Annotated in this window: 21 protein-coding genes and 1 pseudogene; 2 read left to right on the forward strand and 20 right to left on the reverse strand. The window is 38.0% G+C overall.

Going from position 1 to position 20,897, the window contains the following annotated elements; genetic code table 11:
• Positions 1-128: 128 nt before the first annotated feature.
• The 19 genes and pseudogenes from HMPREF1115_RS07095 to HMPREF1115_RS07180 all read right to left on the reverse strand — a co-directional run bounded on the left by HMPREF1115_RS07095 (position 129) and on the right by HMPREF1115_RS07180 (position 18,078).
• A complete protein-coding gene (locus HMPREF1115_RS07095) occupies positions 129-791 on the reverse strand; it encodes a DUF443 domain-containing protein (protein ID WP_000865036.1) in 663 nt (220 codons plus the stop codon).
• Between the two features lie 59 nt (positions 792-850).
• Positions 851-1,522 carry a hypothetical protein gene (locus HMPREF1115_RS07100; protein WP_000760097.1) on the reverse strand — a complete coding sequence of 224 codons (672 nt, stop codon included), beginning with the start codon at positions 1,520-1,522 and terminating at the stop codon, positions 851-853.
• Between the two features lie 233 nt (positions 1,523-1,755).
• Positions 1,756-2,144 (reverse strand): annotated as a pseudogene (locus tag HMPREF1115_RS07105) (DUF7668 domain-containing protein).
• A gap of 29 nt (positions 2,145-2,173) precedes the next feature.
• Positions 2,174-3,028, reverse strand: coding sequence for an ADP-ribosylglycohydrolase family protein (locus HMPREF1115_RS07110; protein WP_000900007.1), 855 nt, complete (start codon positions 3,026-3,028; stop codon positions 2,174-2,176).
• 40 nt (positions 3,029-3,068) lie between these two features.
• Positions 3,069-3,686: an SAP domain-containing protein gene (locus HMPREF1115_RS07115; protein ID WP_000573119.1), complete on the reverse strand. Its 618-nt coding sequence runs from the start codon at positions 3,684-3,686 to the stop codon at positions 3,069-3,071.
• Between the two features lie 172 nt (positions 3,687-3,858).
• Positions 3,859-5,520, reverse strand: a complete 1,662-nt coding sequence (locus HMPREF1115_RS07120; RefSeq protein WP_000090043.1) for a hypothetical protein — start codon at positions 5,518-5,520, stop codon at positions 3,859-3,861.
• An 80-nt stretch (positions 5,521-5,600) separates the two neighbouring features.
• On the reverse strand, positions 5,601-5,795 hold the full coding sequence (locus HMPREF1115_RS0102170) for a hypothetical protein (protein WP_000226084.1): 195 nt from the start codon (positions 5,793-5,795) through the stop codon (positions 5,601-5,603).
• A gap of 699 nt (positions 5,796-6,494) precedes the next feature.
• Positions 6,495-7,664 carry a hypothetical protein gene (locus HMPREF1115_RS07125; RefSeq protein ID WP_000890154.1) on the reverse strand — a complete coding sequence of 390 codons (1,170 nt, stop codon included), beginning with the start codon at positions 7,662-7,664 and terminating at the stop codon, positions 6,495-6,497.
• A 23-nt stretch (positions 7,665-7,687) separates the two neighbouring features.
• Positions 7,688-8,758, reverse strand: a complete 1,071-nt coding sequence (locus HMPREF1115_RS07130) for a hypothetical protein (protein WP_002882417.1) — start codon at positions 8,756-8,758, stop codon at positions 7,688-7,690.
• Positions 8,759-9,161: 403 nt separating this feature from the next.
• On the reverse strand, positions 9,162-10,520 hold the full coding sequence (rlmD, locus tag HMPREF1115_RS07135; RefSeq protein ID WP_000914612.1) for a 23S rRNA (uracil(1939)-C(5))-methyltransferase RlmD: 1,359 nt from the start codon (positions 10,518-10,520) through the stop codon (positions 9,162-9,164).
• Between the two features lie 74 nt (positions 10,521-10,594).
• Entirely contained in the window at positions 10,595-11,569 is a 975-nt protein-coding gene (locus tag HMPREF1115_RS07140; RefSeq protein ID WP_001227376.1) for a DUF1002 domain-containing protein, read from the reverse strand.
• 86 nt (positions 11,570-11,655) lie between these two features.
• Positions 11,656-12,258 (reverse strand): lysozyme family protein, encoded by a 603-nt coding sequence (locus HMPREF1115_RS07145; protein ID WP_002893258.1) that lies wholly within the window; start codon positions 12,256-12,258, stop codon positions 11,656-11,658.
• Positions 12,258-13,232, reverse strand: coding sequence for a nucleoid-associated protein (locus HMPREF1115_RS07150; protein ID WP_000356099.1), 975 nt, complete (start codon positions 13,230-13,232; stop codon positions 12,258-12,260). Before HMPREF1115_RS07150 ends, HMPREF1115_RS07145 begins: the two co-directional genes overlap by 1 nt.
• Before the next feature lie 7 nt (positions 13,233-13,239).
• Positions 13,240-14,496, reverse strand: a complete 1,257-nt coding sequence (gene glyA, locus HMPREF1115_RS07155) for a serine hydroxymethyltransferase (protein WP_000575501.1) — start codon at positions 14,494-14,496, stop codon at positions 13,240-13,242.
• A gap of 60 nt (positions 14,497-14,556) precedes the next feature.
• A complete protein-coding gene (locus HMPREF1115_RS07160) occupies positions 14,557-14,988 on the reverse strand; it encodes a GNAT family N-acetyltransferase (protein ID WP_000945724.1) in 432 nt (143 codons plus the stop codon).
• A gap of 1 nt (position 14,989) precedes the next feature.
• Positions 14,990-15,592: an L-threonylcarbamoyladenylate synthase gene (locus HMPREF1115_RS07165; RefSeq protein ID WP_000969278.1), complete on the reverse strand. Its 603-nt coding sequence runs from the start codon at positions 15,590-15,592 to the stop codon at positions 14,990-14,992.
• On the reverse strand, positions 15,576-16,412 hold the full coding sequence (gene prmC / locus HMPREF1115_RS07170; RefSeq protein WP_000761868.1) for a peptide chain release factor N(5)-glutamine methyltransferase: 837 nt from the start codon (positions 16,410-16,412) through the stop codon (positions 15,576-15,578). The genes HMPREF1115_RS07165 and prmC overlap by 17 nt, the downstream gene beginning before the upstream one ends.
• On the reverse strand, positions 16,412-17,491 hold the full coding sequence (gene prfA / locus HMPREF1115_RS07175) for a peptide chain release factor 1 (protein WP_001028815.1): 1,080 nt from the start codon (positions 17,489-17,491) through the stop codon (positions 16,412-16,414). The genes prmC and prfA overlap by 1 nt, the downstream gene beginning before the upstream one ends.
• Positions 17,488-18,078 carry a thymidine kinase gene (locus tag HMPREF1115_RS07180; protein ID WP_000068116.1) on the reverse strand — a complete coding sequence of 197 codons (591 nt, stop codon included), beginning with the start codon at positions 18,076-18,078 and terminating at the stop codon, positions 17,488-17,490. Before HMPREF1115_RS07180 ends, prfA begins: the two co-directional genes overlap by 4 nt.
• Before the next feature lie 122 nt (positions 18,079-18,200).
• Here HMPREF1115_RS07180 and HMPREF1115_RS07185 point away from each other — a divergent pair, with 122 nt between their 5' ends.
• Together HMPREF1115_RS07185 and mnmE are read left to right on the forward strand one after the other, a co-directional pair.
• Positions 18,201-18,383: a 4-oxalocrotonate tautomerase gene (locus tag HMPREF1115_RS07185; RefSeq protein WP_001117395.1), complete on the forward strand. Its 183-nt coding sequence runs from the start codon at positions 18,201-18,203 to the stop codon at positions 18,381-18,383.
• A gap of 134 nt (positions 18,384-18,517) precedes the next feature.
• Entirely contained in the window at positions 18,518-19,891 is a 1,374-nt protein-coding gene (mnmE, locus tag HMPREF1115_RS07190) for a tRNA uridine-5-carboxymethylaminomethyl(34) synthesis GTPase MnmE (RefSeq protein ID WP_000632710.1), read from the forward strand.
• Positions 19,892-19,937: 46 nt separating this feature from the next.
• Here mnmE and dapA read toward each other — a convergent pair whose 3' ends face one another.
• Positions 19,938-20,873, reverse strand: a complete 936-nt coding sequence (gene dapA, locus HMPREF1115_RS07195) for a 4-hydroxy-tetrahydrodipicolinate synthase (RefSeq protein WP_000121600.1) — start codon at positions 20,871-20,873, stop codon at positions 19,938-19,940.
• Between the last annotated feature and the right edge of the window lie 24 nt (positions 20,874-20,897).

Consider the following 20,897-nt stretch of genomic DNA (forward strand, 5'->3'; position numbering starts at 1 on the left):
ACTTGAATTTTTAAATTTTAATTCCACGTCTATTCCTCAAAACACTTTCTAATCAGTTCCCTAATTTTTCTGATAAATTGACCCATGTGACCTGCAAAAGAGGATCATAAAACGGCTCTCATCTTAACTTATAACTTCTCTATTCTATTAAAAATAATCTCTTGCTTCTCGACACTTTCTCGGAGTGGTGACATGCCTAAAATCACTGTAAAAAATCCCAATAATAGAATACTATTAATAACGAGTATGGCACCCTCTGTCCCATCAACAATATTTAGATAAAAAGTAAAACATCCTAGAGTCGGAACAAGGATAAAAGGAAGAAGTTTGTAATGTTTTAATTGACGTTTTCTTTCAACTGGTTTAAAGGTTATTTGATAATTTGAAACTTTATTCTCAAGTCTTTTTTGGACACTATGACGAGCTCTTATAGCAATGAACCAGAAAACAAGATAAGCTAGGAAAATGAATAGGCCATATAAAACTATCTTTAAAGGAAGATTGTGACTAATCCCATTGTTTCTAAAAAAATTTGTCACAAGCCGATAGCCAGAACCCCCTATTGCTGTTCCAATTGCAACCCCAATTGATTTACTCATAGTTGGAGCCACACTTTCAAAACGCGTGTCTCTTTTATCTAACTTTTGCATTTTTGCAGTGATCTCATCGGGAAGAGAACCCCAGAAATAGGATTTTGGTCTAACAGTCGTCAAATCTAGAATATACTTTTCTCCCTCTACTTCTACTATTTTGAAAAATACTTTATTCGTTTCTTTAAATTTTACCTTCATAGTCACCTTTAAATCCTTCTCAGAGTTAAAAAACTCTTTTCAATAACATTCCTAAATCGTTAGCCCCGTTTTTTAATAATAGTTAAACCAATTTTGACAGACTTCTCTTTCGATGTTAACTGTATTGTAATCCCATAATTTGTTTTATCTGAGTGATCTACCCTGATTTGGCATGTTGTTTCCTCTGGTAGATCATATTTGCTTTTCAGTTTTTGAAAGAGTTCAGAGTGAGTTTCTGGCTGGTAGATAATTTCATTAAGCTCTGTCGTTCCGGTTCTTATCGTTCTTTTTACATTCAAGGAGTCAAAAACATCTTTTTTGACAACTAAGTTAAGAATCTCTTCATCAAATAAAGGGTCTATATCCGAATCGTAATGCAACTTGCCATTAGAATAACTAACGGGAACCGTTTTTTTGTTTTCTCCGATTTGTATTCTATAGTCACCCTTACCATCTGCCTTGGTAATATCTAGGTCAATTTCATATCTTTTGACTTCGTCACCATTTTTTATATAGACTCTACTTTTATAAGCCTCCAGCCCATTAAAATCCTTCTGCTCTTGTTCCAAAAATTTAAACATGGAATCAAACGTTTTTTCAAACTCGTACTGTTCCTTTGTTCTATTTTGGGGAATGGTTTCGCCACCCAAACTACAGGCATTCAATGAAAACAGCGAAATTGATACGATTACCAAGCCAGAAAGCCAGAATAAATGTTTATATTTTTTCATTTACCTCTCCCAAAAATGAAGCCTAAAACTATTATAGCACGAACATACTAGAAATAACTTTCTATAACCATTTAGATTCATTCATAAAATGCATTTAAAGACAATTGATCTATTGATAGGAAAACTTGATAGTTTAAAAGCTTTGATCTTACTCTTATACAAAAAAGACATTCAAGAAAATCTTAAATGCCTGTATAAATAGTGTATCAAGGATATTGCTTATTAAACTTTTCCTAACCAGGATCGACATTAAGAAATCTTACTGTATAGCCATTATCGGTATATAGAAACTCTGCTTGTAACACCATATCTACTAATTCAGAATTTGAAGTCAAATCATAATCAACAGCAAACCCAGTCTGGTCATCATAATCATAAATCTCCAATTGAGAATACTCATAAGGCGGATTGAAATGACATTCCACACCATACTCATCAATCGTATCAAAATCATTTAATTCTAATGTCTTTTCAACATAACCAAAAAATTCATTTAAATCGTCAATCTCTGATTCGTCGACATAATTCATAATGTCTTCGTATTTTTCAGGTGAATAGCGGTTAAAATATTTGTGATAACGTCTATCACTTTTTCTTTTTTATACTCATCAAGTAATTCCATAGGTGACACCTTTCTACTTAACTAAACCATCATTTTCCTGCTATGAAAAGCTCCCATCGTTCAATGACATCCTTTAACGGCTCATCTAGGTAGGAATAAGCCTTTTCCTTAATCCAATCAGGAATTCCATAGGCTGCCTCTGCGATACTTCCTGTGATGGCAGCAAGAGTATCACTATCCCCACCAAGGGAAATGGCGTTCCTTATAGCATCTTCGAAGTCTCTACTTTCTAGAAATGCTATAATGGCCTGGGGTACGGTATCCTGACAGGTTTCATTGAAACGATAGTTAGGACGAATTTCATCTAGAGTTTGAGATAGATTGTAGCCGTATTCCTGCTCAATATAATCCTTGATCTGTCTTTTGCACTCTGTAGGATTGTCATTGATTGGTTGCTCATAATCCCCGCAATAACCTCCAAAGTAATAACGACAAAGAAAGATGGCATCAGTTGTCGCCATGGCTCCCTTGATACCTTCTGGATGATTATGAGTCACTTCTGCTGAAAGTCGTGCAAGTTTTCTAGTTGATGGTGTCATACCCGTTCTCGCACAAAAGCCACAGTCCATAACCCAAGCACAGGGAGAAACACGCATAGCAGATCCATTTCCAAAGCTATTATAAGGCTCACGATTGTCACTATTTATCCAACTACTAAACCGAGCACCATAGCCTGCATCGGGATACATTCTGCCGTACTTTTTCATGGCATCAATAAAGTCATCCTTCCGACCATCCTTCATGATAGCCTCAGCAACAGCGCAGGTCATGACTGTATCATCTGTAAAAAAGCAGTCTTTCCGAAATAAAGGAAAATCCTTCGTTTTGATATTATTCCATTCGTAAACTGAACCTACAATATCTCCAATAATTGCTCCTAGCATGGTATTCCTCCTTATAAACTGTTAGTTTAGACTGACATTTCTACTTGTCATACTCGTCTATTTTATCAGCATGTTCAGTCAAAAGTTTTTTTGAATAAATTTTTTCATTTTTTGAATTTCTAACTTCTTTCCAAAGAATAGAAGCTACTTTTAGTTTATTCGAGTAGTTGACACTATTTTCGTCTGAATAGAAATCCTTTAAAAATTGATTCCATTGACAAACCGAATGATCATACTTGGCATAATCTGAATCTCCATAATAAACTTTTAGCATATCTTGGATTGTAAAACTCAAATCATGTTCTCTTTTGACTTTTCTCCAAGCTGTCGCCATATCAGCAGTAAATTTGAAGGGTGAAACATCTGTTAAAGTTGAGAAATATTCTCTAAAGTGTGCATTAAAGGAGAATCCACATTCAAGTAAGGGCGTATTTAAGGTAACAACTTCTACTTGTTTCTTTTTCCTTTTTATTGATGATTTTTTAATCAAATTCCCCTTAAAGTACTGCTCAATAATATGATTGAGTTCTTGTTTGGTACCTCTATATTCAATCCCTAATGACTTGCATATCTGTGAAAGTTCGTCACGATACCAGTAGTATTTATTAAACTCATCAAAGGATGTGATTTTATCAAACTCAGGTCTGCTCTCTATCAATATAATACCTCCTTAAAACCAATCTAGTTTTCATCTTAAAATAATGGGGTTTTAGTTCCTATATTTTGAGGAATAGTTCCGTTTCACTAACAAGCTAAGACACTTTACATGTTGTAATAGTGAATTCCCATACTATCAAACAGAATTTAGTCTAAAAATTGTTAGAATTATACTATTTGACTAATTCAACAGCTTGTATAAAATCATTAATGTACGAATCAAAATCAATTAAAATATTGTTAGACCATAGCTTCTTTTCTTTATTTAAATTTAAAAGTATACTACCTGTTTCATAAAATTTATAATCAAAAATTTCTGAAATAAAAAATCTATGTGAAACATCTTCAACAGAAGATACATTATTATAATTAATAATACTTGCTAGATCTCTATAAATTGGATTAGATTGGTCTTCTAACGAATTTAAGTTTCCTTGATGAAATATTAAGCCAAGTAATAAGTTCGTAACCGCTACAAACTTGAACATTTCATAACTTAACATTTGATAAGGAATCTGTCCATTATATTGAGTACTACTCTCAAACATCAATTCCTTCGAAACCAGTTTAAATTGCAATTTATGAGGTAGGATTTGTAAATTGTTGAAAATTTCTCCTTCTTCGATTAATATTTTAACAATTATATCATCAACCTTTGAAACAGTTGATAGAGGACTATTCATATACTCTTGAATTAGTATATCTAACTCATCAGAAAATGAATTGTGAGTGCTCCATTGCTTTATGATACTACATTTTTTATCAATAGAAAGAGTTGATAAATCCAATTTACCATTTTCAACATGAAATTGAACAGAAGGACACAGGTTAGATTCATAGTAGTCCCTTAATTCAGAATACTCTTCTAGTTTGAAATTATATTCTAATTTTTTTACATGGCTTTGACCAACTTGTTTCAAATAAAAATAATCATGAAAATCAATTGACAACTCCTCAAATATCGGCGCTAAAATATCTCTAATTGTTGAGAAAATAAACCATGAATCCCTCTGATTAGTCTTTTCGACAGTACTTGGGTTTACATGGCTAGTACCTAGATCAATTAATTTAACCTGTAATCTATTTTGCCTAATTTCACCCACAAATACTTCATTATAGAAAATATTTTTATAACATAATATTTCTTGTTTGATTTTCTCAAATTCAACTGGAATACATTTTTTATTTTTCTTGACTTTATTATATTTATCAATTAAATCACTAAGGTTATCAGTTAATATTGATCCTCCAATCATAATATTTCCTGGATTCAAATCTCCGTGTCTTATCTTGTACTTTATCAAATACGAAATATCTCTCAAAAAATAAATACACAGATTCACTCCCTCCTGAAGAATAATATCAAACAGAGAATTTTTCTCTAGCATTATTTCAGATGAAGAAATCTCTTTTAACGCTGAGATAAAACTTGTTCTAACTTTCAAATAATCCTTTAATGTTAAAGAGTTTTCTACTAATTCCATAATCGAGTAATAAACATGTACTGGAAAAAGCAATTTACCACTATCATATACCCTTGCAATAGTATCACCTAGTTTCACACTACTATTTTTTTTGGTTTCCTCAATTGCTTTGATTTCAATTTTATCATCAGTTATAAAATATAACTTGACTAGTTGTTCAATTTTTAAATACTTATGAAAAACAATAAACGTGATACCGTTTGCACCATTGTTTAAAATTTTCTTAAACTCTAAATTTTGAAAAGCTGGTACCTCATTTTTGATTAAGAATTGCTTCTCTTCGTAACATAAAGCTCCGCCATCATTTATAGATATCTTTTTTAATATAGCTTCCACGTCTGCTCTAGCCATTATAGTTTCTCCTAAAGTTATTTTTAATATATTATATCATGAAAAGTACCAAAAACTAGCAACTTCCCTGTCATTGTTTCTTATAAATCTACCTCAGTTCCTTCTAGGAAAGTTACTACAATTTGTCCAGATTCTGAAATACTGATGTGGTCGAGAACTTGATTCATGATAACTCCATCAAATTTATCTAAATCTAGTATCTGATACATCTGCTTTGCATAGTACTTATGGAGAAGATTCGCTCCTTGCTCTAGCTTTTGCCACTTAGCTACCACATCAGATCTATATTCTTGAGCAGTCTAATTAATCTTCTAAAAATTAAAACTCAAACTATGTTAAGAAATTCATCAACAACATCTGCAAATTTCCACAAGACCAAATCTTGCCTAAGTTTCATATACAAGAGGGAACACATTCATTCCCATAAAGCCATGATCATTGGAAATGAATGTGTCCCCTATGTGTAATTGGAAATAAAAACTCAGTAACACCCTCATCGGACCAAGACTCTCAACTGCTGCTCTCAGTCTGATACTTCCTCATATATCACAAAAAGCCTTACAATCAAAGCTTTTCATTATTGCATCATTACAAGGTTCTTACTCTTTTACAAGCAACCCTACGCACTCAGCGGTTCGGACTTACCGTATCATTTCATCGGTTTCCCTCCTCATTCTACGAGTACTATCCCATGGGTGGAGCATCTACTTCTACTTCACTGATATCTCAGCTCGTACAAGCAGTGATACCGCCTCAACGTGATACGTTTGAGGAACTCAAAAGGTTCGGGGAGTTCAAAGCTCCAGTGGAGCTTTGGAGCCTTCTTGCCTTAAAATGAAAAAGTTAGAGGATTAACTACGTTTCTCTAAATAACTCACACACTCAACGTGTGGTGCTAGCAAACTTCTATATTATAGAACGAAAGTATGTAAAAGTGATTTTGGAATAATACTATAGAACGGAACTATTAAAATTTATTTAGTAAGGAAATCCCCTAACTCACTGACCAATCCTTGCTTTATAGAACAGAAATCAATACTCTGAACTTTCGTCGCACGTAATGTAATTTTTTCTGCAGTAGTATAAAAATCTAATTCATCTTGAGTGAAGAAATCTACTGCATCATATCGACGTATAGGTATAAGTTTTTCATTATAATAAACCAGCATTTTAATCGGATTGACTCGCAATACCTCAGCCACCCCAGAATCCGCAGTTGCGAAATAATGGAGATAAATCACATCTGAGTTTTCAATACAATTGAATAAAGTACTTTGTTCCAATAGTCTTATATGAAAAATATCCCATGCTGTATTATGTATTTTATCAATTAAATTCTTAGCCCCTAGCTGCAACTTTTTAAATATTTCTTGAACAGCACTATCATTTTTCAAAAAAAGTATTAATAAAGTCATTTCCAATTCTAAAAATACGCATAAATCCTCAAAACAATAGCGTTTAAACTCAGCGACTTTAACTTTTGTAGAAAGATTTTTTGTATTTTTCAAAATGAATGCTTTCAATATATAGCAACACACTGCCTCATACTGTTGTATCACCTCATCATTGCTTAGGTAGTTTTCTGCATCTTCCCAGATTTCTTTCATCCAAATATATTTATCTGGTTTTAGAGTCTGAGGCACATTAGATTGAAATAATTCAAAATTAATGCTATCAAAATAAACATAACTTTCAATCATTTTAGCTAATAATTCACGATTTATTGGGGTGGTATATCTTTCCATTAAAGCAGTTGAAATATTATTTGTTAGACGCAACGATTTAATCTCGTGTAAAAATCTAATTAAATTCTCCTTATCTGGAACATTTCTTCCTCTATATAAATCATGTATGTAGGTAAAAATGTTTAGGTCGTAATTGATAATTCTGGCAACAGGTAAGAAATTATCCTTAGCATTCACAGTATTTTTATCAATAACCCAAATTTTTTGGTAATCTCCCAAACCAATCAGATTAAACTTTCCATATCTAAACGATTTGCCTATATTACCAAAATTTGACTTTTCTTCATCAAATAGCAAAACTCTAGACTCATGAAGGTTCCATCTATTGAAAACTTCTATTTTCTGTATGGTCGTTTCACACTTAACTAGCTCCTGAATAAAAGGATATATTTCAAGCATAGGTGTTTAACCTCCCAAAATACTTAGTTGTCTTGTTCATAACGAATAACTTCTTCCCAATAATCATACTCATCACAAATATACAACATTGCATTAAATAACTTCAAAAACTCTTGTTCTTCGATTTCTTTCTCCCACCGACCATGACTAATCATATGACGATTTGGTACATCAAGTGTAAATCTATTAGTATCTTTGAAGAAACTATACAGCCAGTGCATCAGTCCTACATCGCTAAACGACTTATCAATAAATATACTATCAATTTCTTTAATCGCTCGGTGACCTACTGGTATTTTTTTCTCTAATGAAGTCATTTCTGAAATTCTATTTAGTGCACCATCAATTGCCAAACTTCCCAGAGTGTATGCTGCATAAAAGTTTCGATTAAAGTAGCAATCAACCATTGATTTTACAAGAGGAGCTGAATAACACGGCGAATTTTGTAAGTCAATAATAAAATCCTCATTTTTTAGTTTATCCCTAAGCAGCTCTATCCATTCGTCCTCCAAGGTATTCCATTCCTCAGCAAGTAAACGTTGATAAACACTTCTATCACGAAAATAAATAACCCATCCATTTTCTGCCAGCAGTTGAACTCGAGAAATAATCTGCTCAATTTCTTCTTTTGTATAAATCGAAGGCAGTGATTTTAAAAGTTCATTGATGCCACTAAAAATCTTTGAATAATCAATTTGATAGCTAGCAATTAAATTTTTTGCAGAATCTGCAATGTTTTGAATTGCTTGCAAGTGTGTACTTGATAACGTTTTATTGTACGACGCAACCACTTCTGACATGACATTAATAGCGCTTTTTTCCACTTGAATTAATGAAGGCAGACTTACTAAAGGAGTCGTCAAATTAGCAAAATTTACTAATTTAGCTGAACTTAATACATTTGAAGTTGCAATTAATTCTGAAATAATATTAGCATTTACAGTTGCTTGAAAGTTACTAAAGGTATCAGCCAAAACAGAAATAGATGTAGTATTTTGTCCCAATTTTATCTTCTCAGAGACGTTTGTTGAGCTGTCTAAGGGAATTTTTATAGAGTCTTTTTCAACTTTCTTCACTTTATTACTATCAGTCATTTCGTCCTCCCCAAACAGCTTATTCATATTGTTTATTATACCACTAAAACCCCAAAAACTTAACCATTCGGTCACAGTTACTGACAATTCTACCTTAGTCCATCTGTCAATTTTTCTCTTTCTATGTGCTAATTATTCTGTCCATTATCTAGCACATAATTAGTCCATAAAAGAACATTTTATACTAAAGACTAAAAATTTTAATTGTTTACTGAAGTAATATTGTAAAAAGTTATTAACTCCTGTAAGTTAGTATTGTTACTATAAATTTTCTAGATTTTTTATAAGAGTATAAACTACTTTTCTACTTTCACTTCTCTACTCTGTAGCTCGTACAAGCAGTGATACTGCCTCAACGTGATGCGTCTGTGGAACTCAAAAGGTTCGGGGAACCTTTTGAGGATTAACTACGTTTCACTAACAAACTCACACACTCTACGTGGTGCGTTTGAGGAAACAAGTCCACCGGTTGTACTTTCTTCAATTCATATCCCAATTCTTGATATAGTTTGATATCACGTGCCATGGTTGCGACATTGCAGGAGATATAGGCAATACGGTCTGCTCCTGTTTGAGCGCTTGCTTTGATAAAGCTCTCGGTCAAGCCCTTGCGTGGTGGGTCCACTAGTATAAGGCTGGGTTGAATCCCTTCCTTGAGCCACTTCTTCATGGCATTTTCAGCTGTGTCACAGACATAGTGGGCATTAGTAATCTTGTTCAAAGAAGCATTCTTCTGGCTATTCTCTACTGCTTCTGGAATGACTTCAACACCATAGACTTCCTTGACGTGTTTCGCAACAGAAAGGCCAATCGTCCCGATACCAGAATAGGCATCAATGACCACATCATCTTCTTTTAACTCCGCAAAGTCAATGGCTGTTTGATAGAGTTTTTCAGCCATTTCAGTATTGACCTGATAGAAGGCTGGGCCAGCGATTTGGAAATCATTTCCCAACATTTGGTCCGTAATGTAATCTTGACCATAAAGGGTATGCCATTCTTTCCCAAAAATCGCATTGGTATTCTGGTCGTTGATATTTTGCATGACAGACACAATCTCTGGGAACTGCTTGATGACTTGTTCAATCAACTGCTCCACTCGGAAAACTTTTGGTCGAGTTGTCACCAAAATAACCATGATTTGTCCTGAATGATGCCCACGACGCACCACAAGGTTCCGAATCAAGCCAGACTGTTCCTTTTCGTCATAAGGTTTCAAATCATAGCGACGAAGCAAATCTCGAAGAGCTACTACGACTTGGTCAATGATAGGATCCTGGATAAAGAAATCTTCGAGTGGCATAAGGTCGTGCGAATTCTTACGGAAAAAACCAGTTTCCAAGACACCATTCACTCGACGAACGGGCACTTGCGCCTTATTTCGATACTTGACTGGATGTTCCATACCAAGCGTATCAGCAACCTCTACATCTCTAATACCAGCAATCTTGTAGAGACTGTCTTTGACTTGCTTGGTTTTAAACTTGAGCTGCTCTGGATAGGCAAGATGCCCCAAGTCAGCGATACCTGAACGTAGATAAGCCAAATCTAGGTCTTGGTTACGATGAGGTGACTGAACAAGGTATTCTTCAACTTTCCCAAAGCCAATCTTTTTATTGACTTTAAGGACGCGCATGAGGATTTTCTCAGTTGGTAGAGCATTTTCTACAAAGAAAACCAAACCTTCTACCTTAGCAACCCCAGCACCTTCATGGGTCAAATCGACAATTTCAACTTCTACAATATCATTTTTCTTTAACATATTTTTCACTTTCTATCGGCCGACAAAAAAAGACGGCAACATTTCTGTTACCATCTATTATATCATGAAATGACCTAAGCACCAAAACTCTTGAAGAAGTTGACAATGGCTTGCCAAAGGGAGCTAAAGAAGTTGCCCCCGTCTTCTAGCGCTTTATTGGCATCAAAGTTGAGGTTGATATTTTTAAAGCTATCTCCAGCTTGGGAAACAATGCTATCCTTGAGGTCTTTTAGGGTTTTAGTGAAATCAGCATTGTTCAAAATGTCACTCTTTGAGAGGTTGAGTGCAAAATTGATGATGATATTGACCTGATTTCCTGTTATAACCTGATCGAGTTTGTAATTTTTTAGTGTGTCTTCTACAATTTTGCGGACATCCTCTTCTGTCAGATTTCCTTTGGCTTCTTTTGCCTTTGCAATTCCTGCCTTGATATCTGCCAAAGCCACATTGAGCTTATTGGCGTCGTAACCTGACTTGTCCTTGTTTTCAGCATTGATATCAGACAAGGCTTTTAACTCTTCTTGGGCCAAGTCTTTATTGGCTTGTGGTACTTTGGCACCATTGGCCTCTAACGAGTAGTAAATCCCAGCTAGGGCACTCTCTCCTGTAACTGGAATAGGAGCTGCAACTGTGATTTTTGCATGCTCCACTCCCAGCGTCACCGCTGCGTTACGGTACATATCCTGCGTCACCTTGGTGATATTTTCAGGCGTTTCAATCTTAACTTCTAGAGGCGACTTATCACCCAGCTTTTGAATCTTGGCTGACGAATAGAGCTGTAGGCTAGCATCATTAGCTACATTCATAATTTTCGAATAGATATCAGGTGTCATAGTTTTGATATCTTTGGTGTCTTTTGATGCGTCATAGCCAAGTTTGCTAAGAGTTTGATTTTTTTGGTCTTCAGATAGAGAAGAACCTAGGACATATTCTGGTTGTACATAGGTTTCATCGATTACTTTTTGAACATCGGTTGCTGCGTGGACGCTTGTCATAGCTGTTGCGGCCCACAATACTGCAGCACTTGTTAGAAAGAATTTCTTTCTCATGGGATATTCCCTCCTTTACCTTTCTAGGGTAATAAAACAATCTTAAAGAAAGCTTATAGTGAAAAACACCTGGTCAAACCAGATGCTTAAAAGAAATTAAAGAATTTCATAATATACAGGTTAAAGCGAACCTGTCTCGAGTAGTAATAATTTCCACCATTTTCATAGAGTTCTGCACCATGAAAGATAGAAATTGGGTTGATGTAGGTGTAGGTCTTCCCTGTAGTATTACCAAGGATAGGAGCGACCGTTTCTCGGGAGTAACGTTTGGCTAGGGCCAAAGTATTTTCCTTGCCATTCTGAGCGATAAAGTCGATATAGGCAGGCCCAAAATTATAGGCTTGAACGGCGGTCCAGACATCTACTCCTTTGCTCTGTGCCAAATAGAGGTTATCTGTTAGTGTCTGTATCCCTTGGCGAATACTAGAGGCATCGTCTTTGATAGTATTGGTAGCGCCACTAGCAGACTCACTAGACTGCATGACATCCCGCTCTTTTCCCTTTGTTTCCGTATAAATCATAGCGAGAACTAACTCTTCATTGGCTGGAGTATCTCTTTCGCTCAAGATTTCTCGAACCATGGGTTGGTAGGTCATGACTTGTTTAACATCCTGATGGATATGATAGGCTTTGTATCCTGCGAAAAGGAAGACTGCTAGCACAAGCACTCTTCTTATAAATTTAAACATTATTTACTTTGAATATCCTCGATATTTTTGATTAAGATAGAATAGGTTCCATTGTCATTTTGGATAAACTCAACAGACTCCGCATCTTGGTAAACATTATTTGGAACGATGAGCTCGATTCCATTTGACAAGGAAAGTTTTTGGTTTTCAAATTTCTTGAGCTGACGACTGGCATCAATTTCATCAAATTGAACTGGTTCTGGTATGGCTTCCTTGACTTGGTCGATAAAGCTCAAACGAGCTGTCAGATTGTTGTCAAAAAGGTCGTTAGCCAATTTCTCAGGAGACAATTCATTGCTTTCTTCAAGATTATTGAAAATCGCTGATTTGACCTTGGATTGAAACTGAAAATCATCTGTGTTAAAGGACTCAGCAATTCTCTGGGCCGTTTTTTCCAGTTCCTTGATGGATTTCTTAGGAGAAATCTTAGGAGCGACAGCAAGAAGATTTTCTGAAAAGTAGTTCAAAAAAGTCCCATTGCACTTGATGCGTTTCTCGATGAGATGGTACTTGCGACTCTGTAGATTAACCACCAAGGCCTCGTCAGCTCCCGTTCCAAATCCAGGCAGGTTATTCTGAGTTAGCTTGATTGGATTATCAACTTCTCCCCCTAGGTGGGTCAAGGTCTCACGCAGGGCAATTCGCAAGAAAGCGAAATGCTCTACACCTTCTTTAGAAAACTGAACAAAAACCAAGTCATTGGTCTTGAGGTTTTCAGAAATGCTGAACTCCTCTTTCCAGAGATTAGCCAGAGTTATTGATGTCTCCAACAAATCGTCTGTGATGTGATTGAAGAAGGGATTTTCTTCTTCGAAAATCCCAGTCTTTGCTTCATCTGAATACACGCGTTCGATTTTTTTACGTAGGTATTCCTCGATTTTTGGAGTGATATTGAGAAACTTATCCGCTAAGAACAACTCCGTATCGTCTGGGCTGAACTGATGGATAATAGCTTTCTTAATATAAATGTCCATAAAAGTATTAGTCCTCGTATAGTGGGAAGGCATCTGTCAACGCTTTTACTTCACTTCTCACTTCTTCTAAGACAGCTTCATTTTCTGCATTTTTAAGGGTTTTAATGATGAGTTCAGCCACTTTACGGCATTCTTCTTCACCAAATCCACGTGCAGTGATGGCTGCAGATCCAATACGAATCCCACTTGTCTTGAATGGAGACAAAGTTTCGTAAGGGATTGAGTTTTTATTTAGGGTAATATTAACTTCATCTAGCAAGTTTTGAGCAACTTTTCCGTTTTCAACAACCTTAGTCACATCCACTAGGAAGAGGTGATTTTCAGTTCTTCCAGAAATGATACGGAAATCAGGGTCTTGCAAGAAGACTTCAACCATAGCCTTGCTGTTTTTGATGACATTAGCAGCATATTCCTTGAATGCTGGGTCCAAAACTTCTTTGAATGAAACCGCCTTAGCCGCCACAACATGCTCTAAAGGACCACCTTGAATACCAGGGAAAATAGCTGAGTTGATTTTCTTAGCTAGGTCCTCATCATTTGTCAAGATCAATCCACCACGTGGTCCACGAAGGGTTTTGTGGGTCGTTGTTGTAGTGATATGAGCGTATGGCACTGGGCTTGGGTGAAGTCCGGCTGCCACCAAACCAGCGATATGGGCCATATCGACCATAAGCTTAGCCCCAACAGCATCTGCGATTTCACGGAATTTTGAGAAGTCGATAATTTGAGAATAGGCTGAAGCACCTGCTACGATTAGTTTTGGTTTTACTTCTTGGGCTTGTTTCAAGATAGCATCAAAGTCCAAGAGTTCCGTTTCAGGATCTACACTATAAGACACAAAGTTGTAGGTTTGACCAGAGAAGCTAACTGGAGCTCCGTGGGTCAAGTGTCCACCTGCTGCCAAATCCATCCCCATAACGGTATCACCAGGCTCAATCAAGGCCATGTAAGCCGCACAGTTAGCTTGGCTTCCTGAGTGAGGTTGAACATTAGCGAATTTAGCACCGAAAATTTCTTTTGCACGTTCAATAGCTAGAGTTTCTACCACGTCTACCACATCTGTCCCACCATAATAACGGCGTCCTGGGTAACCTTCAGCGTATTTATTCGTCAAGATAGACCCTTGAGCTGCCATAACAGCCTTGGAAACCACGTTTTCCGAAGCAATCAACTCAATGTTGTTTTGTTGGCGTTCTTCTTCTTTGGCGATAGCATTCCAGAGATCAGCATCGTATGCTTTAAAATCGTCTTTGTCAAAAATCATAGGTCTTCTCCTTTATAGTGTGACTGGTCCTTTAGTTTGTTTTTCCAATAAGAAAATAAACTAAAAGATGCGAATAAACCGTTTCTGCACTTTATCACAAGTATAACCAACTTTTTCATAAAATGCATGAGCTCCCAGACGATGATCAGCAGAGTTTAAGCGGATAAACCCATAACCCCGTCTTTTTGCTTCTTGATCCAACCCTTGCAGTAAACTTTTACCGATACCTTGCCCTTGCGCTTGAGGCGAAACCGCTAAGCCTAAGATATTAAATCCTGCTTTGGAATAGAGAGATTCATAAACTTCAGCGTGGACATATCCAAGTAAGACATGATTGGCTGCATCCTCATAGCCAAGTAGGAAATGATGAGAATCCTGAGATAATTTAGCTAGTTGACTAGCTGTGTCCTCTGGACTAAAAGAATAACCCAAAGCCTCTTTGTTAATGTCACATATAGCATTCACATCTGTTTCTTGCAAATTTCTTAGCATCTCATTCCTCCTCAAAAGAAATCTCTGGCAACCGAGCAAGAATATCTTCTCGTTTAATTGCCCCTTGGCGTAAGATTTTCACCTTGTCTCCAGACAAATCCAAAATCGTCGAATCCTGTCCAGTTAGAAAAGCGTCGTCCTCCAGACCCAGAACCTCTTGGTCAAAATCCTCTAGAATTTGAGCAAAGTTCACTCCACTCGCCTGACCCGAAATATTGGCAGACGGCCCAATCAAAGGTCCTGTCTCTCGAATCAAATCAAGGGTAATGGGGTGACTCGGCATCCGAAATCCAACAGTTGTAAGACCAGAATTGACCCAATAGGGAACTCTGTCATTAGCTTCGAGGATAATGGTCAAGGGACCTGGTAAAAAGGTCTCTTCAAGCTTTTGTAGATAAGTTGGCTGATTCTTTGAAAAGTGCAAGATGTCCTCTAGAGAAGCGACATTAAGATTAAGTGCCTTATCTCTAGGACGACGTTTGAGTTGGTAAACATGGTCGACAGCTTTTTCGTCTAAGGCCTTAGCAAAGAGGCCATAAACTGTCTCAGTTGGTAGAACAACAGCTCCGCCCTTTTCCAACTCTTGTCTAATCCTGTCCATCATCAACTACAACCATCCTATCTTGACCAAATTGGTCCTTGAGTGTTCGTATCCGTTTTTCAGGAAGATGTTTCCTAAAAAGCGCAGGAACACTTTGACCTTGCTTGTATCCAATTTCAAGGTAAATCTTACCACCATCTGTGAGATAGTCTTTTGCATCTTCCGCAATTCTGCGGTAAATAGCTAGGCCGTCCTCATCTGCAAAGAGAGCTGAATGAGGCTCCGAATGCAAAACATTCAAACCGACCTCTGACTCATCTTCACGAGAGATATAGGGTGGATTGGATACAATTATATCATATTTTTCAGAAATTTCTGCAAAACAATCAGATTTTTTAAAAAATATATTAAGATTTTGATTTTTAGCATTCTCTGATGCAAGCTCTAAGGCGTCTTGGGAAATATCTGCTGCTGTCACTGACCAATCTGGTCTGTTTTTTGCTAGTGCGAGGGCTATTGCACCACTTCCAGTACCAATATCCAAGTTCTTGAGATTTTCTTTAGGATTTTCAGCTAGGATGAGTTCCACCAACTCTTCTGTTTCTGGACGAGGAATCAAAACCCGCTCATCCACTTTTAACTGCATTCCAAAGAAATCTGCCTGTCCGATGATATACTGAGCTGGTTTATGGGACGCCAACTGCTGGAAAATTTCTTCTACAAATTGTTTTTCGGCCTCTGTTACCTCTTGCTGGAGGGCAAAGACAAAGTCCGTAAAAGAGAGATTTTTTAAGCTACGATAGACAAAAGAGAGGCTTTCAGCTTCCTCTCCTTGTCTTATCAACTCTTCTTCAAAATCTGAAAATAATTGAGCTAGTTTCATTATTTGTTTAATTCTTCTAATTTCTGTGTTTGATCGTAAAGGACCAAAGCGTCTACAACTTCATCCAATTTACCAGACAAGATGGTATCTAGTTTTTGAAGGGTCAAGCCAATACGGTGGTCTGTAACACGGTTTTGTGGGAAATTGTAAGTACGGATCCGTTCTGAACGGTCACCAGTACCGATAGTTGACTTACGCTCAGCGTCTTGCTCATCTTGGGCAATCTGTGCAAAATGGTCAGCCACACGCGCACGAATGATTTTCATAGCCTTCTCACGGTTCTTCTGCTGGGTACGTTCTTCCTGCATCTCAACCTTGATATTGGTCGGCAAGTGAACAATACGAACGGCAGTCGCAACCTTGTTGACGTTCTGACCACCAGCACCAGATGCGTGGTAGATATCAACACGAAGGTCTTTTGGATCAATATCGTACTCTACTTCTTCCACTTCTGGCATGACAAGAACTGTCGCTGTTGAAGTATGAACACGACCCTGACTTTCTGTCACTGGGACACGTTGTACACGGTGGGCACCTGATTCATACTTAAGCTTAGAGTAAACAGACTGACCAGAAACCATGGCAACCACTTCTTTGAAACCGCCGACACCATTCATAGAAGCCTCCATGACTTCAAAGCGCCAGCCTTGGGCTTCAGCATATTTTTGATACATGGTTAGGAGGTCACCAGCGAAAAGTGCTGCTTCGTCTCCACCAGCTGCACCACGGATTTCTAGGATGATGTTCTTGTCATCGTTTGGATCCTTTGGAAGGAGCAAGATTTTCAGTTTTTCTTCGTATTCTTCTTTTTCAGCCTTGGCATCTTTGAGTTCTTGCTTGGCCATTTCTTCCAAGTCAGCATCTCCGCCTGATTCCTTAATCATCTCTTCAGCATCAACGATGTTTTGAAGGACTTGTTTGTACTCACGGTAGGCAGTTACCGTATCACGAGTAGAAGCCTCTTCTTTCGAAAGCTCCATGAAACGCTTGGTGTCTGAGACGACATCTGGGTCACTGAGCAATTCTCCTAATTCTTCATAACGGTCTTCTACAGCTTGTAGTTGATCATAGATGTTCATTTTTCTTCATTCTCCTTATTGATTTCAGGGGCAAAATAATGTTTACGGCAGACTGAGATATAAGTTTCATTTCCACCGATCTGAATTTGTTCGCCATCATAGACTGGTACACCATCCTGCGTACGCAACACCATAGTCGCCTTTTTCTTACAATACTGACAGATAGTCTTGATTTCGTCAATCTTATCTGCTAAGAGCAAGAGGTATTTTGAACCTTCGAACAATTCATTTCGAAAGTCATTCTTCAAACCAAAAGCCATGACAGGTATATCTAGCTCATCAACAACACGAGCTAGGTCGTAAACATGGTGACGCTTGAGAAATTGAGCCTCATCAACTAGCACACAGTAAGGTTTTTCAGGTAAGTCTCGAATATAGCCAAAGATATCCGTCGCTTCCTCAATCGCAATGGCTGGGCGTTTCATACCGATTCGACTCGACACATAGCCAACACCGTCACGCGTATCCAGAGCCGAAGTCATAATCACAACTCCCTTTCCTTGCTCCTCGTAGTTATAGGCCACCTTGAGAATCTCAATCGTCTTACCAGAGTTCATGGTCCCATAACGATAATACAACTGTGCCATGCTTCTATTTCACGTCCATTTCTAAATTTTTGCTACATTCTAGTATATCATAATTTTCTGAAGCTTTAAACGGCAAAATGTGGTAAAATAGAAGAAATCAAAAACTAGTGGAGGAAGCTATTATGCCATTTGTACGCATTGATTTATTTGAAGGACGCACGCTCGAGCAAAAGAAAGCTCTTGCTAAGGAAATAACGGAAGCTGTTGTCCGTAATACTGGAGCACCTCAATCTGCCGTTCATGTCATCATCAACGACATGCCAGAAGGAACTTACTTCCCACAAGGGGAAATGCGCACCAAATAAACTAGCTTAAGCAGAATTGCTTAGGCTTTTTCAATCTCCAAGTAGCTTCCATTGAAGAAATAACCTAAATTTGTTACAATTTGAAGAGATGTTTGGATACATATCCTAAGAAAAGAAATACAAAAGGAATTAGTATGATTACACGTGAATTTGATACTATCGCTGCTATCTCTACTCCACTAGGCGAAGGGGCTATTGGTATTGTCCGCTTGAGCGGAGCAGACAGTTTTGCCATTGCGCAAAAGATTTTTAAAGGAAAAGACTTGAGCCAGGTTGCTAGCCATACTCTTAACTATGGTCACATCGTTGACCCTCAAACTGGTAAGGTCATGGACGAGGTTATGGTTGGGGCTATGAAATCTCCAAAGACCTTCACTCGTGAAGACATTATCGAGATTAACACCCACGGTGGGATTGCGGTGACCAATGAGATTCTCCAGCTAGCTATCCGTGAAGGAGCTCGGTTGGCAGAACCCGGTGAATTTACCAAGCGTGCCTTTCTAAACGGTCGTGTGGATTTGACTCAGGCTGAGGCGGTGATGGACATCATCCGTGCCAAGACAGATAAGGCCATGAATATCGCAGTCAAACAATTGGACGGTTCTCTTTCTGATCTTATCAATAATACCCGCCAAGAAATCCTCAATACGCTTGCCCAAGTTGAGGTCAATATCGACTATCCTGAGTATGACGATGTTGAGGAAGCCACTACTGCTGTTGTCCGCGAGAAGACTATGGAGTTTGAGCAGTTGCTAACCAATCTCCTTCGAACAGCCCGTCGCGGTAAGATCCTTCGTGAGGGAATTTCAACTGCCATCATCGGCCGTCCCAATGTTGGGAAATCCAGTCTTCTCAATAATCTCCTTCGTGAAGATAAGGCCATCGTAACAGACATCGCAGGTACTACTCGAGATGTCATCGAAGAATACGTCAATATCAATGGTGTTCCTCTTAAATTGATTGATACAGCTGGTATCCGGGAAACAGATGACATCGTCGAACAAATCGGTGTCGAGCGTTCGAAAAAAGCCCTCAAGGAAGCTGACTTGGTGCTACTAGTGCTAAATGCCAGTGAACCACTGACCGCCCAAGATCGCCAACTCTTAGAAATCAGTCAGTATACTAATCGAATCATTCTTCTCAACAAAACTGACCTGCCTGAAGCGATTGAAACTTCTGAACTTCCAGAAGATGTCATCCGTATTTCAGTTCTTAAAAACCAAAACATTGATAAGATTGAAGAACGAATTAATGACCTCTTCTTTGAAAATGCTGGCTTGGTCGAGCAAGATGCTACTTACTTGTCCAACGCCCGTCACATTTCCTTGATTGAAAAAGCAGTCGAAAGCTTACAAGCTGTTAACGAAGGGCTGGAACTGGGTATGCCAGTTGATTTGCTTCAAGTAGATTTGACCCGTACTTGGGAAATTCTCGGAGAAATTACTGGAGATGCCGCACCTGATGAACTCATTACCCAACTCTTTAGCCAATTCTGTTTAGGAAAATAAGAAAAATCCATGATCGTTCTTGCGGTCATGGATTTTATTGTCTTTGTTAGTAATCTGGTCTTAAAACACCAGTTACAGTTGCCTTAGTCGCTTCGTAGTCGCCATCTACAACAACTTTGATAATGCGTTTGGCATCTTCTTCTGGTGCTGGAACGAGAGGTAGACGAGTTGGTCCAGCTTCAAATCCCATGTAGTTCAAAACTGCCTTGACAGGTGCAGGACTTGGATAAGAGAAGAGAGCATTGACCTTAGGGATGAATTTACGCTGAATAGCTGCAGCTTTCTTCATGTCGCTTTCTGCAATGGCAGTGAACATTTCGTGCATTTCGTCCCCATTTGTATGAGAGGCAACAGAAATAACCCCATCTGCACCAAGGTTCATAGCATGGAAGGCATCTCCATCCTCACCTGTATAAATCAAGAACTCTTCTGGCTTGTGCTCAATCAAGTAAGCCATATTAGCCAAGCTGGTACATTCTTTAACACCGATGATATTTGGGTGGTCTGCCAAACGAAGCATAGTTTCTGGAGTCAATTCGACAACCACGCGCCCTGGAATGTTATAAATGATAATAGGTAAATCTGATGCATCTGCAATAGCTTTAAAGTGCTGGTACATGCCTTCTTGAGAAGGTTTGTTGTAGTATGGTACGATAGCAAGTCCAGCAGCGAAGCCACCAAAGTCTGCGACTTCTTTGACAAATTCAATCGAGTCACGTGTATCATTGGTACCTACACCCGCAATCAAAGGAACACGTCCATTAACAATCTTTTGTACAGCCGCAAAGAGTTCCAACTCCTCATCGTGGGTCAAGGTCGGACTCTCAGCAGTCGTTCCAGCTAGAAGAATTCCATCTGTATGATGGGCCAATAAATGCTCAATCAAGGCTGGAATGGCATCAAAGTTGATGGAACCATCCTCATGGAAAGGGGTAATAAAGGCTGTGATGATTTTACACTCTTTTAAATCTTGATAAGACATGAGAAACACCTCTCTATTTCAAAG

The organism is Streptococcus oralis SK610, from assembly GCF_000257455.1.
Classification (GTDB): Bacteria; Bacillota; Bacilli; order Lactobacillales; family Streptococcaceae; genus Streptococcus; species Streptococcus oralis_CB.

What these genes read in the sequence shown, in the direction of transcription:
- HMPREF1115_RS07095 (WP_000865036.1), bottom strand. Translation starts at nt 791, where the DNA reads ATGAAGGTAAAATTTAAAGAAACGAATAAAGTATTTTTCAAAATAGTA.
- HMPREF1115_RS07100 (WP_000760097.1), bottom strand. Translation starts at nt 1,522, where the DNA reads ATGAAAAAATATAAACATTTATTCTGGCTTTCTGGCTTGGTAATCGTA.
- HMPREF1115_RS07110 (WP_000900007.1), bottom strand. Translation starts at nt 3,028, where the DNA reads ATGCTAGGAGCAATTATTGGAGATATTGTAGGTTCAGTTTACGAATGG.
- HMPREF1115_RS07120 (WP_000090043.1), bottom strand. Translation starts at nt 5,520, where the DNA reads ATGGCTAGAGCAGACGTGGAAGCTATATTAAAAAAGATATCTATAAAT.
- HMPREF1115_RS07125 (WP_000890154.1), bottom strand. Translation starts at nt 7,664, where the DNA reads ATGCTTGAAATATATCCTTTTATTCAGGAGCTAGTTAAGTGTGAAACG.
- HMPREF1115_RS07130 (WP_002882417.1), bottom strand. Translation starts at nt 8,758, where the DNA reads ATGACTGATAGTAATAAAGTGAAGAAAGTTGAAAAAGACTCTATAAAA.
- rlmD (WP_000914612.1), bottom strand. Translation starts at nt 10,520, where the DNA reads ATGTTAAAGAAAAATGATATTGTAGAAGTTGAAATTGTCGATTTGACC.
- HMPREF1115_RS07140 (WP_001227376.1), bottom strand. Translation starts at nt 11,569, where the DNA reads ATGAGAAAGAAATTCTTTCTAACAAGTGCTGCAGTATTGTGGGCCGCA.
- HMPREF1115_RS07145 (WP_002893258.1), bottom strand. Translation starts at nt 12,258, where the DNA reads ATGTTTAAATTTATAAGAAGAGTGCTTGTGCTAGCAGTCTTCCTTTTC.
- HMPREF1115_RS07150 (WP_000356099.1), bottom strand. Translation starts at nt 13,232, where the DNA reads ATGGACATTTATATTAAGAAAGCTATTATCCATCAGTTCAGCCCAGAC.
- glyA (WP_000575501.1), bottom strand. Translation starts at nt 14,496, where the DNA reads ATGATTTTTGACAAAGACGATTTTAAAGCATACGATGCTGATCTCTGG.
- HMPREF1115_RS07160 (WP_000945724.1), bottom strand. Translation starts at nt 14,988, where the DNA reads ATGCTAAGAAATTTGCAAGAAACAGATGTGAATGCTATATGTGACATT.
- HMPREF1115_RS07165 (WP_000969278.1), bottom strand. Translation starts at nt 15,592, where the DNA reads ATGATGGACAGGATTAGACAAGAGTTGGAAAAGGGCGGAGCTGTTGTT.
- prmC (WP_000761868.1), bottom strand. Translation starts at nt 16,412, where the DNA reads ATGAAACTAGCTCAATTATTTTCAGATTTTGAAGAAGAGTTGATAAGA.
- prfA (WP_001028815.1), bottom strand. Translation starts at nt 17,491, where the DNA reads ATGAACATCTATGATCAACTACAAGCTGTAGAAGACCGTTATGAAGAA.
- HMPREF1115_RS07180 (WP_000068116.1), bottom strand. Translation starts at nt 18,078, where the DNA reads ATGGCACAGTTGTATTATCGTTATGGGACCATGAACTCTGGTAAGACG.
- HMPREF1115_RS07185 (WP_001117395.1), top strand. Translation starts at nt 18,201, where the DNA reads ATGCCATTTGTACGCATTGATTTATTTGAAGGACGCACGCTCGAGCAA.
- mnmE (WP_000632710.1), top strand. Translation starts at nt 18,518, where the DNA reads ATGATTACACGTGAATTTGATACTATCGCTGCTATCTCTACTCCACTA.
- dapA (WP_000121600.1), bottom strand. Translation starts at nt 20,873, where the DNA reads ATGTCTTATCAAGATTTAAAAGAGTGTAAAATCATCACAGCCTTTATT.